Genomic DNA, 13,738 nt, shown 5'->3' on the forward strand with positions numbered 1-13,738 from the left:
ACGGGTGGGGGCCGGGGGGGGGGGGGTGTGCTGGGTTGGCTGTGGGGGGGCACCCCTTGTGGGGCGCGGTAGTGGGCCCCGGCCCAATCCACCGGCAGCGCGTACCCCGGGGGTAGCCGGATCAGGTGGGCCATCGGATCTTCCGTCAGGTGCGGGCTGCGGCCACCGCGTCCGTGTACAGCTCGGCGGTCAGATCCTCCTCACCGACCCCGAGGTCGGCCAGCACCGCCCGCACGGCATCGAGCGCCGCCCCGAGGCCGTCCCGGTCGGCCGCAGCGGTCTCGACCTCGATGAACGTCGCATCGAGTCCCGGGACGTCGAGTTCCGGGACACGGACGAGCGTGGCGAGGAACCGCCGGCCGTCGCGCTCGAAGGCGTGGTTGCGGCACCGCTTCTCGAACCGGATGCGCGGGGTGAACCCGAGGCCGCGGATGATCTGGTGAGTCGCCTCGGCGTCCTCCACCCGCGTTTCCGCCTCCCACTTCGACCCGGACGCCTCGTCCACCCGGGCACCCTTGTACGTGAGCACCGTGCGGGTGCCGTTGGGCCCGTGGACGGTGCGGATCCGGAGTTCGCGGTCGCCGCCCAGCAGGCTGCCGTCCGGCGCGTCGTAGTAGGTGTCGTGGTAGACCTCGGCTCGGCCGGAGCCGTACCGCTCCTCCAGTCGTGCGAGGACGCGTCCGGGATCGCGTACGACGGCCTTGAGTTCCGCCTCGATCGCCATGCAGACTCCTCTTTCGGTCGGGGGCGCGGGACTCCGCCCATCCAACCGTCACCCCGGGCCCCGGCGGGCCGGGCGGTGGCCTTCGACCCCGGCTCCGGTTCGGTGCCCGGGTCCGAATCCCCGGTGCGGGTGGCCCGGAGCCCCGGCCTGGGCTGGTGCCCGAGGGCAGCGGGCGGGTTGGCGAGCGGTGGTGCGAGGGCTGCGGCGTCCGGCTGGGGCCGGTGGCGCGGCCCGGCACGTTGTCCTGCTCGACGGCGTGTCGTGCCAGGCCCTCTTCCGTTCGTTCGCAAGCCGGTTGCTGTGCTCACCACATTCCGGGCCGGATTCTGCCGCGCGGAGGCGGGCCGGTGCCCTTGCGGCGAACTGCCGTGCCTGGTTCCCGGGTTGGTGGTGAGACTCCAGATGGCTCAGGAGGCCGAGAAGGTCGGACGTGCCAGCGTCGACCGCTCCGAGAAGAAGCTTCCACGGCTGCCCTTGCGTCGGCGACGACACCTTGTGGGGCGTCAACCGCCGACGCAAGGGCACCTTGAACACCCTGGCCGCGCTCCGCTCGACCCATGCTGCCCGACCGGATGGCGCCCCGGTCTGCGTGATCCTGGACAACCTGTCCGCGCACAACGGCAAGAAGATCCGCCGCTGGGCCGAGAACAACAACGTCCACCTGTTGTTTCACACCGACCAACGTCTCCCGGGCGAACCCGATCGAGGCGCACTTCGGACCATTGCGGCAGTTCACCCCTGCCAACTCCAACCATCCCGACCACACGGTCCAGACCCGCACCCTGCACCGCTACCTGCGCTCGCGCAACGCCAACGCCCGGCATCCCGACGCACTCGCGGCCCAGCGCCGCGAACGAGCGCATCCGCAGCGAGAACGGCGTCCGCTGGGGGCGGAGGACCACTCTCAAGCGAGGCCTGACAGCTCGGGCGGGTCAGTGAGCAAACGACCCGACCACCGAAACCGATCCTCTGACTCGCTCTGCTCCAGCACTCCTGCCTGAGCAAGCTGAAGCAGCACCTGATGCAGTGCGTTCCCCAGCGGGTTGACGCCCCAGAAGATGTACTTGACGTTCGAGAACGCTTCCTCCTCCGAGAAGACTCCCAGCGACTGGCCGAGACGGAACGCGGCCCAGTCGGAATCAGTCCACTCGCGCAGTCCTGCTGACAGATCCACGACCGCATCCTCCCACCCGCCCCCGGCGCCACAGCCGCCCCCGGCGAACCACTCCGGTCACAGCACTGGCGTCGGGTCGTGACCTTGACCGACCTCCGAAGCGGCTTTCGTGATGACGACCAGCGACGACACGTCCAGGCGGTCATACGTGATCGCCTTGCAGACGACCGCGAGCCGCAGGAGTGCCGCTACCTCATGCGGCGGGTGGGGGCTACTTGAGGCCGGCGGCGTAGTCGGCGGTGCAGATGTCGGCGGCCTTGTAGAGGCCGTCGGCGATGACGGTGGCGGTGATGTTGTCCTTGGTGACGACCTTGGCGTCCAGCAGCTTGGCCGGGACGTTCTTGGCGGTGGCGCTGTCGACGCTCGCGGTGGCGACGGACTTGACGTCCTTGCCCCGGAGGAGGTCGACGGCGATCTCGGCGGCGGTCTCGGCGAGCGGCTTGTACGCCTTGTAGATGGTGTACGCCTGGTCGCCGTTGACGATCCGCTGGATGGCGTCGAGGCCGGAGTCCTGGCCGCCGACGGGGACCTTGATGCCCGCGCCCTTGAGCTGGGTGATGATGGCGCCCGCCATGCCGTCGTTGGCGGAGTAGACGGCCTGGAAGCCGTTCTTGCCGAGCTGGGTGACGGCGGCGGAGATCTTCTGCCCGGCGACGGTCGGGTTCCACTCGCCGGACTGCTCGTAGACGACCTTCTTGACCTTGCCGTCGAGGACCTTGTGCGCGCCGGACTTGAACTGGGCGGCGTTGGGGTCGGCCTCGTCGCCGTCGATCATGACGATGTTCGCGTCGGCGGCCTGCGCGCCGAGCGCGTCGAGCAGGGCCTGGCCCTGGAGTTCGCCGACCTTCTCGTTGTCGAAGGAGGTGTAGGCGGCGACCGGGCCTGAGGCGAGCCGGTCGTAGGCGACGACCTTGACGCCCTTGGCGGCGGCCTCCTTGACCCAGCCCTCGGTGGACTTGGCGTCGAACGCGTCCAGGACGATGACCTTGACACCCTGGGCGATCAGGGTGTCGAACTGCTGCTTCTGCTTGGCGGCGCTGCCCTCCGCGTTGTTGTAGAGCACCTTGCAGTCCGCGCACAGGGCCTTGACCTTGGCCTCGATGAACGGGCGGTCGAAGGACTCGTAGCGGGTCGAGGACGCGTTCTCGGGCAGCAGCAGGCCGATGGACTTGGTGTCACCGGCGCCGGCGGAGTCCTTCTTGTCGCCGCCGGCCTTCCCACAGGCGGCGGTCATGGACAGGGCCAGCGCGAGGCCGGTGGTGGAGACGAGGACGCGACGCAGTACGGCGTTCAATTCGGTGCCTCTCCCTGCGGTCGCCGCGGCTTCACGGCGGGGTGGGGGGAGTCAACCCCGGGCGCGGACATGACGTCAATAATGCTGTGACCGAGAAGGTCCACCGTGTTGGTGCCGGCAGGTCTTGAGCCGGTCGGATGCCGCGAGACGTTCGACTCGGAGGAGCGAGGCCGGTGGCAGAGCCGGTCAGGGGCCGCAGGCTTACGGACCAGGAGGGCCGGCAGGTGCAGCGGATCGTGCGCCGTGGCAGCGCGAATACCGTGCGCTACCGGTGGGCCATGATGCTGCCGGCCTCCGCCGGCGGGAACCGGGTGCCGGTGATCGCCCAGCCGGTCCAGGCGGACGAGGACACCGTGCGCGAGGTGATCCACCGTGCGCTGCACGCCTACCCGCGCCGGCGCAATGCCAACGCCCGCCATCCCGACGTCCGCGCGGCCCAGCGCAAGGAACGAGCCCGCATCCGCAGCGAGAAGGGCACCCGGTGTAGCGGGCGACCCGGAACCCAAGCGGCGTGAAAGACGCCACGAGCACAGCCCATTTGCACAGCACGAATCTCACGAGGAGCTCCGCATGGACCATCGGGACGTCGACACGGCCTTGGCCGAGTTGCTGAAGGTACTCGGACCGCATGCCGACAAGGACTGGACGGTGCCGGCAGGTCCGCTGAAGTGGAGCTGCTGGGAGACGGCGGCGCACATCGGGCACGACCTGCTGGCCTACGCGGGGCAGGTGGCAGCACGTCCCGCCGACTCCTACCTCCCCTTCGACCTGAACATCCGCCCCACTGCCTCCCCGGCCGAGGTACTCCAGACGGTCACCGCCTGCGGCCGCCTCCTCAGCTGCGTACTGGCCGCAGCCGGTCCGACCTTGCGGGCCTGGCACTGGGGGCCCTGTGATCCCGAGGGCTTCGCAGCAATGGGCGTCGCCGAAGCCCTGCTGCACACACACGACATCACGCAGGGACTGGCCGTGGACTGGCAGCCGCCCGCACCGCTATGCGCGGCCGTGCTCGGTCGCCTGTTCCCCGACGCCCCTCCTGGAGACCCCGTCCAGGTGCTCCTCTGGTGCACCGGCCGCCAGGAACTGGACGACCTGCCCCGCCGAACCTCGTGGATATGGAAAGCAGCGCGCTCCGACTGATCGCACCGACCCGGCGAACCTTCTCGGTCACAGCAATCAGCAAAACCGGTCTGCGGGCAATCCGCGTCCGCTCGTTGTGTTCGTGAAGATCCCGCCGGGGGGGGCGGCAGCACGAGGGACGGGGGTGCCCGCCGCTCCCCCTGGGCGGCGGACACCCCCGGATCATGGTGGCGGATCGTCAGGGACGGTCCAGGGTGATCGAGTTGATCGGGCCCAGGTCGTAGTAGACGCCGTTCTGGGCCGGGATGTCGTAGACGCAGTCGCCGCCGCCCGAGCCGCGGCACAGGTGCGCGTGCGCGCCGCCGGTCTGGTTGTTGAGCACCCAGTGGTTGCCGTACTGGTTGCTCAGGTTGTGGGCACCGTAGCTGTAGTAGATGTCGGTGGGGGAGACGGCGGGGTTCTGGTTCTGCGGGTAGATGCAGACCGCGCCGGACGGGCAGCCCGCCCAGGAGCCGTCGGCGGCACCGGCGCTGCCGGTGCCCAGGGCGGTCAGGGCGGCGGTGGCGAGGCCGAGGGCGGCCAGGGCGTGGGTGATCCTGCGCATGGGGTGGTACTCCCTTGGCTGGTGCGGGGCCCGGCGATCGGCCGGACCGGTGCCCGTCAGCCTAGGAACGCGCGGGCGGCGGCGGTCCCTGACATCTGACAGGGGCGCGCCGCCTTGCCCCGGGCCGCCCCGCGCCCTCGGCCCGCGCCCCCCGGGGGGCGTCTCACCCGGGGGCGACCCCCGGCGTCTCACCCGGTGGCGACTCCCGGCGTCTCACCCGGTGGCGACTCCCGGCGTCAGGCCCAGCCGCTCCGGACGGGCCGGCGGGCGCAGCTGATCGGGCGTCAGCAGCTCGCGGCGGGCCTGCCAGGCGAGCAGCCGGACCCGGGCCTGCTGGTTGCGTTCCGCCGCCGCCCCGTCCGCGGCCGGAACGGCGTCCGCTTCGCGCATCAGCACCCGGGCCGGACGCTCCTCGGCACCGGGCAGGACGTCCAGGACGAGGAAACGCGAGCCCGGCGGGAAGACCACCTCCGGGTCCCCGTCCTCGGCGATCACGGACGTCCGGCGGCCGGTGGCCGACCACACCAGGAACTCCGCCGACGTCCCCGGAACGAGATCGGCCTCCGGAGTCCCGACCAGCGGTGCGGGCTCCGTCAGCAGCGCGTCCCGCACGTAGTGCCGCAGCACCTCCTCGTCCACGTCGGCGCCCAGCAGCACGGGGCCCCGGTGATTGGGCAGCCGGCGCAACCCGGAACCCAGACACGCCAGGTACGGGTCCAGCGCCCCGGGGCCGCCGGGCCGGCGGGCCGCCGCCACCAACTCGGCCCGGGACGCGGGGAGTCCGGTGTCCGCGTGGTGCAGGTAGACCGCTGCGAGGTCGTCCTTCAGGTCGTCGCGGGCCTGCGAACGCAGCGCCGGCAACCGCAGGGCGACCTGCTCGGCGCGGCTGGCGTAGCGGTGGAAGTGCGGGCCCAGCAGGGCCCGGAACGCCGCCCGTTCCGCGGCGGTGGACGGACGGCCGACGGCGAACGCGCCGTCCGGCGCGATGAGCCGGGATACGGCGGGGACCTCGGCCGGGCTGTCGCCGGCGTCGGTGCCGCTGACGCCGTTGCCGTTGCCGTTGCGGATGTCGCCGTCGCGGTCCGGCCCGGCCGTGGGGTCCACGGAGACGGCGACGGGTTCGGTGACGGCGGGTTCCACGGCGGCGGGTCGGGCGCCCGGATCGACGGGTGCCGTCGCCGGCTCGGTCACGGGCTCCGGTGCCGGTTCGGGGGCCGGTTCGGGCTCGGTGTCCGGTGCGTCGGGGAGCGGTGTACGGGCGGGGGTGGGTTCCTGTGTGCCGGTCGTGGTGTCGGGGCCGGCGGAGGTGGCTGCCCAGGTGGGCGGGTCGGGGAAGCCGGGGTCGGTGGTGGGGTCGGTGTCCTGTCCGGGGGCGTCGGTGTCGTCCGGGTCCGGTGCGTCGGGGAGCGGTGTACGGGCGGGAGCGGGTTCCTGTGTGCCGGTCGTGGTGTCGGGGCCGGCGGAGGTGGCTGCCCAGGTGGGCGGGTCGGGGAAGCCGGGGTCGGTGTCCGGTGCGTCGGGGAGCGGCGCTCGGCCGGGCTCGGCCGGGTGGGCGGTCTCCAGTGCGGGGCCCGCGTTCAGGAGCAGCCCCGGTACTGCCGCGCCCGGGACGGTGAGCGCCGTCAGCAGGCCGTTCAGGGCGGCCAGCACCTCCGCCGGCACCGTACGGTCGGCCACGCCTGCGATGAGCACCGGACGGGCCGGGTCGGGGTCGAGCAGCCGCGGGCCGTGGTCCAGTGGCGGGTCCTCCGGGCGCAGCCACAGGCCGGCCGGGACCGCCTCCAGACGCCAGCCGGCCACCGGCGCGCGGTAGAGCGCGGGGCCGCAGGACGTGGTGCCGTCGGGCAGGGGACGCCAGGCCGAGGCGACGACGCGGCCGCGGCCGGGGGAAGCGGTCAGCTCGGTCAGCCACGGCTCCCAGCCGGGGATGCCGTCGGAGGCCAGGACCCGGGCGGAGCAGCCGTCCCCGGTGCGCATCGGCAGCCCGACGGCGGCCCGCACGTCGCGGCCCAGCTCGGCCGCGAGGGCGGCGGCCAGGGCGACGAGGGCCGTGGTGGGCGCCCAGGGCGCGCTGACCAGTAGTTCGTCCGGGGCCGGGCGGACGCGGCGCAGCCGCTCGGCGATGCCGGCGGCTGCGGGCAGCGGCGCACCGGGGTGACCGACCACCAGGACCAGGGTGCCCGGCGTCGCCGTGGCGCGGGCCAGCAGGCCGGGCCGGACGTCGGGGGCGGGCTCGTCGCGGAACCAGTAGCCGCGCGGCAGCACGGTTACCAGCGGGTCCCCGTCGAACGGGTCGCGGTCGCCGCCCGCCACGGGGGAGGGGGTGGGTGGTGGCGTCTGAGGGATCACCGGGCCGGTCGCTACCGGCACGGCCGTGCCTGCGGTCGGGGCGGGCAGGGACATCGGGTCGGGCAGGGCCGTCGGTGCAGGTGCGGGAACCGGTGCGGGGGAGGGGACGGCGGCGGGCACCGGGCCCGTCGCGACCGGCACGGCCGTGCCTGCGGTCGGTGCGGGCAAGGCCGTCGGTGCGGGCAGGGACATCAAGTCGGGCAGGGACATCGGGTCGGGGGAGGGGACGGCGGCGGGCACCGGGCCGGTCGCGACCGGCACTGCCGTGCCCGCTGGGTCCACCGCCCGAGCCCGGGCCGCAGCAGCAGCAGCAGCCGCCGCCGCCGCGGCCGCCGCCGTCTCCGGCAGCGGCCACACCGGCCCGAGCCGGCGGGTGCGCCCGGCCGGGGTGCACAGCCACCAGGAGGACGGTTCGCCGTCCTCGGCGCCGCCGGTCAGCAGGGTCCCGTCGGGCCGCAGGGTGACGACGCCGTCGGGAGCGACGATGCTGGTGGCGGCGAGTTCGGCGATCCGCTGGGCGGGGCGCCGCCCGTCCGCCTGGTCGGCGGCCAGCCCGGAGGCGGCGAGGACCAGGGTGGCGGCCCGGCGGGCGGCCGCGGTGCGTGCCAGTTCGTCCAGGCCGGCGAGCAGGACGGGCTGCGCGTCGGCGGCCGCCGCCAGCACCGTCACGGTGCCGACCACGGCCGGCAGCAGGGCCAGCGCGTCGGCGAGTTCGGCGGGCAGCACCGCCGCCCCCTCCGGCGCACCCTCCGCCGGTCCGGGCGCGATGACGAAGTGCGGGCCCGCCTGGTGCAGCACCGCCGGGGCGGCGGGGACGTCGCGGTGACGGGTCAGCCAGCGCCGCACCGGCGCGGTCCCGGCGCTCACTGCTGCGCCCCTTCGGTGTCGTCGACGACGGCGGTCTGCACCTGGACGGTGCGCCGCCGGGTGATGTGCAGGGCCCGTCCGGGCGGGAACGCCCGGGGCTTGGTGTTGCCGAACAGGAAGCCTTCGCTCGGCGGGCAGGACAGCAGCACCGCCGGGGTGTTGACCTCCTCCAGCTTGCGCAGCAGCTGGTCCGAGGAGGCCCGCCCGATGCCGTTGGCGCTGCGCGCCACGATCAGGTGCAGGCCCAGTTCGGCGCCCTGCGCCAGGTAGTCCAGCAGCGGCGCGAACGGGTGGGCGGCCATCCCGCCGGGGGAGCCGGCGACCAGCTCGTAGTCGTCGACCAGGATGAACAGTTCGGGGCCCTCCCACCAGTCCCGCAGCCGCAGCCGCTCGGGCGGGATGTCCGCGCCGGGCAGCCGGTTGGCCATCGCCCGCGCCGCGCCGTCGACGATCTGGCGCAGCACGTCCACGGCGACCGCGTGCCCGAGCCGGTACTCCTGCGGCACCGCGCCCTGCAGTACCCGGCGGTAGTCGACCAGCATGATGCGTGCCTCGTCGGGCCGGTAGGCGCCGGTGATGCCGGCCGCGACCAGCTTCAGCAGGTTCGTCTTGCCCGACTCGCTGTCACCGACCACCACCAGGTGCGGCGTCTCCTCGAAGTCGTGCCACAGCGTGTCCATCGACACGTCCTGCAGGCCCAGCGGGACGCGCAGCCGGCCCTCGGGCGCGGGCAGCGCGGCGGCGGGCAGCTGCAGCGGCAGCATCCGGACCTCGGGCGCGCGCGGCCCCGTCCAGTGCTCGGCGACGGCGTCGACCAGGTCCGCGACCCCGTCGCCGAGGTCGTCGGTGCTGCCGTTGCCGTCCATCCGGGGCAGCGCGGTGAGGAAGTGCAGTTCGTCCACGGTCAGGCCGCGGCCGGGGATCTTGGGCACCGTCCCCGCGACGCGCATGCCGATCGCGGAGTCGACCGGGTCGCCCAGGCGCAGCTCGAAGCGGGTGCCCAGCAGGTCGCGCAGCGCGCCGGTGACCTCGCCCCAGCGGGTGGTGCCCACGATCAGGTGGATGCCGTAGTTGAGGCCGCGCTGGGCGATCAGGGTCAGCGCCGGCGCGAGGTCGGCGAACTCCTGGCGCACGGTGTTCCAGCCGTCGACGACCAGGAAGACGTCGCCGTGCGCCTCCTGCGGCAGCTCACCGGCCGCCAGCATCCGCCGGAACGCCGACACCGAGTCGATGCCGAGCTCGGCGAAGCGCTGCTCGCGCCGCGCGAGGATCGCGTTGACCTCCGCGACCGTGCGCACCACCCGTTCCGGGTCGTGCCGCCCGGTGACCCCGCCCACGTGCGGCAGCCCGCGCAGCGAGGACAGCGTCCCGCCGCCGAAGTCCAGGCAGTAGAACTGCACTTCGCGCGGGGTGTGGGTGAGCGCGAGCGCCGTCATCAGGGCGCGCAGCAGGGTGGACTTGCCGCTCTGCGGACCACCCGCGATCCCCACGTGGCCGTCCGCTCCCGACAGGTCGGCGGTGAGCAGGTCGCGCACCTGCTGGAAGGGCCGGTCGACGACACCGACCGGAACGCTCAGCGTGCCGCGGCCCGCCGCGCCCTCCGTGGTCAGCCCGTGCTCCGGGTGCGGCGCCAGCGGCGGCAGCAACTGGTCCAGGGTGGGCGGCACCCCCAGCGGCGGCAGCCACACCTGGTGCGCCGGCGGCCCCGCGTCCAGCAGCATCCCGGCCGCGATGCCGAGCAGGCTGCCGCTCTCCTGCTCCTCCTCCACCTCCGGCTCCTCCAGGACCAGCACGGGCTGACGCGGCGCCACGTACCCGGTGCCGTACGCGGCGACCTGCCCGGCCGCGGCCTGCCGGCGCACGGCCGCGGGCCGCGGCGCCCGGTAGGGGCCGGAGACGTACGCGGCCTTGAACCGGGTCAGCGTGGCGATGTCGCTGCGCAGGAACCCGTTGCCGGGCTGCGACGGCAGGTGGTACGCGTCCGGCACCCCCAGCACGCCCCGGCTCTCCATCGCCGAGAACGTCCGCAACCCCACCCGGTACGACAGGTGCGACTCCAGCGCGTGCATCCGGCCCTCGTCCAGCCGCTGCGAGGCCAGCAGCAGGTGCACGCCCAGCGACCGGCCCAGCCGGCCGATCATGATGAACAGCTCCATGAAGTCCCGGTGCGCGGCCAGCAGTTCGGAGAACTCGTCGACCACCACGAACAGCGTCGGCAGCGGCTCCAGATCGGCCCCGCCCGCCCGCGCGGTCTCGTAGTCCAGCAGCGAACTGTAGTTGCCCGCCGCCCGCAGCAGCTCCTGACGGCGCACCAGCTCACCGTGCAGCGCGTCCCGCATCCGGTCCACCAGCGCCGCCTCGTCGGCCAGGTTGGTGATCACCGCCGAGGTGTGCGGCAGCCGGTCCAGCCCCAGGAACGTCGCACCGCCCTTGAAGTCGACCAGCACGAAGTTCAGCACCTCCGAGGAGTGCGTCAGCGCCAGCGCCAGCACCAGCGTGCGCAGCAGCTCCGACTTGCCCGACCCGGTCGCCCCGATCAGCATCCCGTGCGGACCCATGCCGCCCTGCGCCGACTCCTTGATGTCCAGTTCCACCGGCGTGCCGTCCGCCGCGATCCCCAGCGGCACCCGCAGCCGGTCCGCGATCCCGCGCCGCGCCCAGCTCTGCACCACGTCGTGCCGGTGCAGGTCCCGGATGCCCAGCAGCGACGCCAGGTCGAAATCGCCCGCCAGCGGCTCCCCGGCCTCCACCCGGTCCCCGAGCCGGTACGGCGCCATCAGCGAGGCCAGCCGCCGCGCCGCCGGCAGCGACAACGCGTCCGGCCGCCCCAGCTCCGTCACCTCGTCACGGTGGTTGCGGTCCGCGCCGACCATCGCCAGCCGGCCCTCCTCGATCCGCAGCCGCAACCGGTGCCGCAACGGCTTCCACTCCAACGCGTCACCCAGGTCCAGCAGCACCGCGTTGCGCCACCCCGCCAGCGCCGCCCGGCTGCCCGCACCGGCCTGCGGACCGTCCAGCACGATCACCGTGAACGGCTCGTCCCGGCCCGGCTGCGCCTCCGGCTCCCACGGCCCGCGCCCCGCGAACTCCGCCCCCAGCAGCTGCTCCAGCTCCGCCGTCGACCCCGCCACCAGCCGCACCGGCCCCAGCGCGTCGGTGTCCACCGGGTGCAGCGCGTGCGGCAGCCACTTCGCCCACTCCCACTGCTCCCGGTGCTCCGCGTCCGTCACCACCGCGATCCGCAGCTCGTCCGGCGCGTGGAACAGCGCCAGCTGCGCCAGCATCGCCCGCGTCAGCGCCCGCGCCGCCTCCCGGTCGTCACCGCGCACCAGCACCTGGGCGTACCCGCGCACGTACACCGCGATCGGCTGGTCCGCGACCGTGCCGTAGGCGTGGATGAACCGCCGCAGCGCGTGCGCGCACAACGGCTCCAGGTCCTCCACCGGCTTCGTCGACAGCGGCGCCAGCCGCACCGCCAGCCGCTGGTGCCCCACCCCGACCCGCACGTCACCGAAGTCCGGGTGCGCGGCGCGCCGCTCCCACAGCCGCGAGGTCCGCACCAGCGACGCCGCCGCCCCCGGCGCCGGGTGCCGCCACGCCAGCGCCTCCTGCTGGCGCACGATGTGCCCGCGCACCTGACGGCGCATCTGCGACAGGTACCGCAGGTAGTCCCGCCGCTCGGCCCGCAACTCCCGCTTGCGGTCACTGGAACCGCGGATCAGCGACGTCACCAGCATGCCCACCGCCGACAGGCCCATCATGCCCATCGCCACGTAGCCGAGCATCCCGCCACCGTCACCGGGACGCAGGAACATGAACACCATCGACAGCGAGCTCAGCGCCATCGGCGCCATCGAGATCATGCTCGACATGCCGCTCTGCGCCTCCGGCAGCACCGGCGGCTCCTGCAACTGGATCTCGCCGTCGGGCATCGCCGGACCGGGGCGCCGGGGCGGACGGTCGACCAGCACCACACTCAACGAACGGCTCCTCGCACCAGGGGGGACGGCCGCGAAGCCCCCGCGGTCCGGGGCGCCGTCCGCCCAGGACCACGGACGGCGCCCCGCCCCGGGTTCACCCGCCGTACGGAACCCGCCACCCGCCGGTGAACCCCGCAGCCCCCGCGGCCCGTGGCCCAGGGTGAGGGAGACCGCCCCGCCGGGCGGGACGGCCCAGGCCGTACGGACGTGAGGAGAGCCTTGAACGGGAGCGCCAACGGGACCGCAGTCGCCGGACTGTGCCGACTGAGGTTCCACGCACCCGACGCGGTGTTCGACCTCGCGGTCCCCGCCGACGTGCCACTGGCCGACCTGCTGCCGGCCGTCCTCGCCCACGCCGGCGACGACCTCGACGAACAGGGCGCCGAACACGACGGCTGGATCCTCCAACGCCTCGGCGAACCACCCCTGGACGAAGAACTCGGCGCCGACGCCCTCGGCCTGCACGACGGCGAGGACCTCCACCTGCGCCCGCGCCGCGACCCCCTGCCCGAAGTCCACTACGACGACCTCGCCGACGGCGTCGCCACCGGCATGCGCGAACGCCCCGACACCTGGCGCCCCGCCCTCACCCACCACGTCGCCCTCGCCCTGGCCGTCACCGCCCTCGCCGGCGGCCTCGCCCTCCTCCTCCTGCCCGGCCCGCCCCACCTGCGCGCCGGCGCCGCCGCCATCACCGGCCTGTTCCTGCTCCTCGGCGCCCTCAGCGCCTCCCGCGCCGTCGGCGACGCCGGCGCCGGCACCGCCCTCGGCACCACCGCCGTGCCCTACCTCGCCCTCGCCGGCGCCCTCCTCACCACCGGCACCGGACCCTCCGCCACCGGAGCCCGCCTCCTCGCCGGCGGCTGTGCCGGCGCCGGAGCCGCCGTCCTCGCCATGGCCGCCGTCGGCTGCTCCGCCCCGCTCTTCCTCGGCCTGGTCCTGCTCGCCCTGCAGGTCACCACCGCCGGCGCCCTGCTCCTCGCCGGCCTCACCGCACCCGCCACCGCCGCCGTCCTCGCCGTCCTGCCCGTCGCCGCCGCCTCCTTCCTGCCCGGCCTGAGCTTCCGCCTGTCCGGCATGCGCCTGCCCGCCCTGCCCCGCAACGCCGAGGAACTCCAGGAAGGCATCGAAGCCGTCCCCGCCGCCTCCGTGCGCTCCCGCAGTGCCGTCGCCGACGACTTCCTGACGGCCTTCCACCTCACCCTCGCCCCCGTCCTCGCCCTCGCCCTGGTCACCCTCACCGGCCAGGACGGCTGGGCCCCCACCGCCCTGACCTGCGCCCTCGCCCTCCTGCTCCTGCTGCACTCCCGCGGCATCGGCAGCATCCCCCAGCGCCTGGCCGTCCTCGTCCCCGGCGCCCTGGGCCCCGCCCTGCTCACCGCCCACCTCGCCGCTGGCCAGTCCACCGCCGCCCGCCTGGGCCTGCTCGCCGCCCTGCTCGCCACCGCCGCCGTCCTGGCCGCCGTCTCCTGGACCGTCCCCGGCCGGCGCCTGCTGCCCTACTGGGGCCGCGCCGCCGACCTCCTGCACACCCTCGCCGCCGTCACGGTCCTCCCGCTCGCCCTCGCCGCCGCCGGCACCTACCACGGGCTGCGCGCCATCGCCGGCTGAACCCCGCCGCCACCCGACCGCGCCCCGCCGGCCCCACGCCCCGCCCCGCCCCCGA

At 74.4% G+C, this 13,738-nt stretch carries 8 protein-coding genes and 2 pseudogenes; 4 read left to right on the forward strand and 6 right to left on the reverse strand.

What is annotated here, in order from left to right:
• Nucleotides 1-145: 145 nt before the first annotated feature.
• Nucleotides 146-724, reverse strand: a complete 579-nt coding sequence (cyaB, locus tag ACFV0O_RS39115) for a class IV adenylate cyclase (protein WP_380349180.1) — start codon at nucleotides 722-724, stop codon at nucleotides 146-148.
• A gap of 451 nt (nucleotides 725-1,175) precedes the next feature.
• Between cyaB and ACFV0O_RS39120 the strand changes: the two are divergent.
• A pseudogene (locus ACFV0O_RS39120) lies at nucleotides 1,176-1,663 on the forward strand (transposase); the annotation flags it as partial.
• Here the strand turns inward: ACFV0O_RS39120 and ACFV0O_RS39125 are convergent.
• Together ACFV0O_RS39125 and ACFV0O_RS39130 are read right to left on the reverse strand one after the other, a co-directional pair.
• Nucleotides 1,629-1,898, reverse strand: coding sequence for a hypothetical protein (locus tag ACFV0O_RS39125; RefSeq protein ID WP_380349182.1), 270 nt, complete (start codon nucleotides 1,896-1,898; stop codon nucleotides 1,629-1,631). The pseudogene ACFV0O_RS39120 and the gene ACFV0O_RS39125 sit on opposite strands and share 35 nt — an antisense overlap.
• A gap of 211 nt (nucleotides 1,899-2,109) precedes the next feature.
• A complete protein-coding gene (locus tag ACFV0O_RS39130; protein ID WP_380349184.1) occupies nucleotides 2,110-3,192 on the reverse strand; it encodes a sugar ABC transporter substrate-binding protein in 1,083 nt (360 codons plus the stop codon).
• Between the two features lie 173 nt (nucleotides 3,193-3,365).
• Here ACFV0O_RS39130 and ACFV0O_RS39135 point away from each other — a divergent pair.
• Nucleotides 3,366-3,566, forward strand: a pseudogene (locus ACFV0O_RS39135) (IS630 family transposase); the annotation flags it as partial.
• Between the two features lie 196 nt (nucleotides 3,567-3,762).
• Nucleotides 3,763-4,332 (forward strand): DinB family protein, encoded by a 570-nt coding sequence (locus ACFV0O_RS39140; protein WP_380349186.1) that lies wholly within the window; start codon nucleotides 3,763-3,765, stop codon nucleotides 4,330-4,332.
• A gap of 178 nt (nucleotides 4,333-4,510) precedes the next feature.
• Here ACFV0O_RS39140 and ACFV0O_RS39145 read toward each other — a convergent pair whose 3' ends face one another.
• The 3 genes from ACFV0O_RS39145 to eccCa all read right to left on the reverse strand — a co-directional run bounded on the left by ACFV0O_RS39145 (nucleotide 4,511) and on the right by eccCa (nucleotide 12,024).
• On the reverse strand, nucleotides 4,511-4,876 hold the full coding sequence (locus tag ACFV0O_RS39145; RefSeq protein WP_360263590.1) for a hypothetical protein: 366 nt from the start codon (nucleotides 4,874-4,876) through the stop codon (nucleotides 4,511-4,513).
• A 213-nt stretch (nucleotides 4,877-5,089) separates the two neighbouring features.
• The gene (locus tag ACFV0O_RS39150) at nucleotides 5,090-8,092 is read right to left on the reverse strand and encodes a hypothetical protein (RefSeq protein WP_380349189.1); all 3,003 of its coding nucleotides are present in this window, start codon (nucleotides 8,090-8,092) and stop codon (nucleotides 5,090-5,092) included.
• Complete coding sequence (gene eccCa, locus ACFV0O_RS39155; RefSeq protein ID WP_380349204.1) at nucleotides 8,089-12,024, reverse strand: type VII secretion protein EccCa; 3,936 nt, start codon at nucleotides 12,022-12,024, stop codon at nucleotides 8,089-8,091. The genes ACFV0O_RS39150 and eccCa overlap by 4 nt, the downstream gene beginning before the upstream one ends.
• Nucleotides 12,025-12,291: 267 nt before the next feature.
• On the opposite strand from eccCa, the gene eccD reads away from it, so the two are divergent.
• A complete protein-coding gene (gene eccD / locus ACFV0O_RS39160; RefSeq protein ID WP_380349191.1) occupies nucleotides 12,292-13,683 on the forward strand; it encodes a type VII secretion integral membrane protein EccD in 1,392 nt (463 codons plus the stop codon).
• The last annotated feature ends 55 nt before the right edge of the window (nucleotides 13,684-13,738 follow it).

Origin of the sequence: Kitasatospora sp. NPDC059577 (assembly GCF_042735475.1) — a bacterium.
Lineage (GTDB): Bacteria > Actinomycetota > Actinomycetes > Streptomycetales > Streptomycetaceae > Kitasatospora.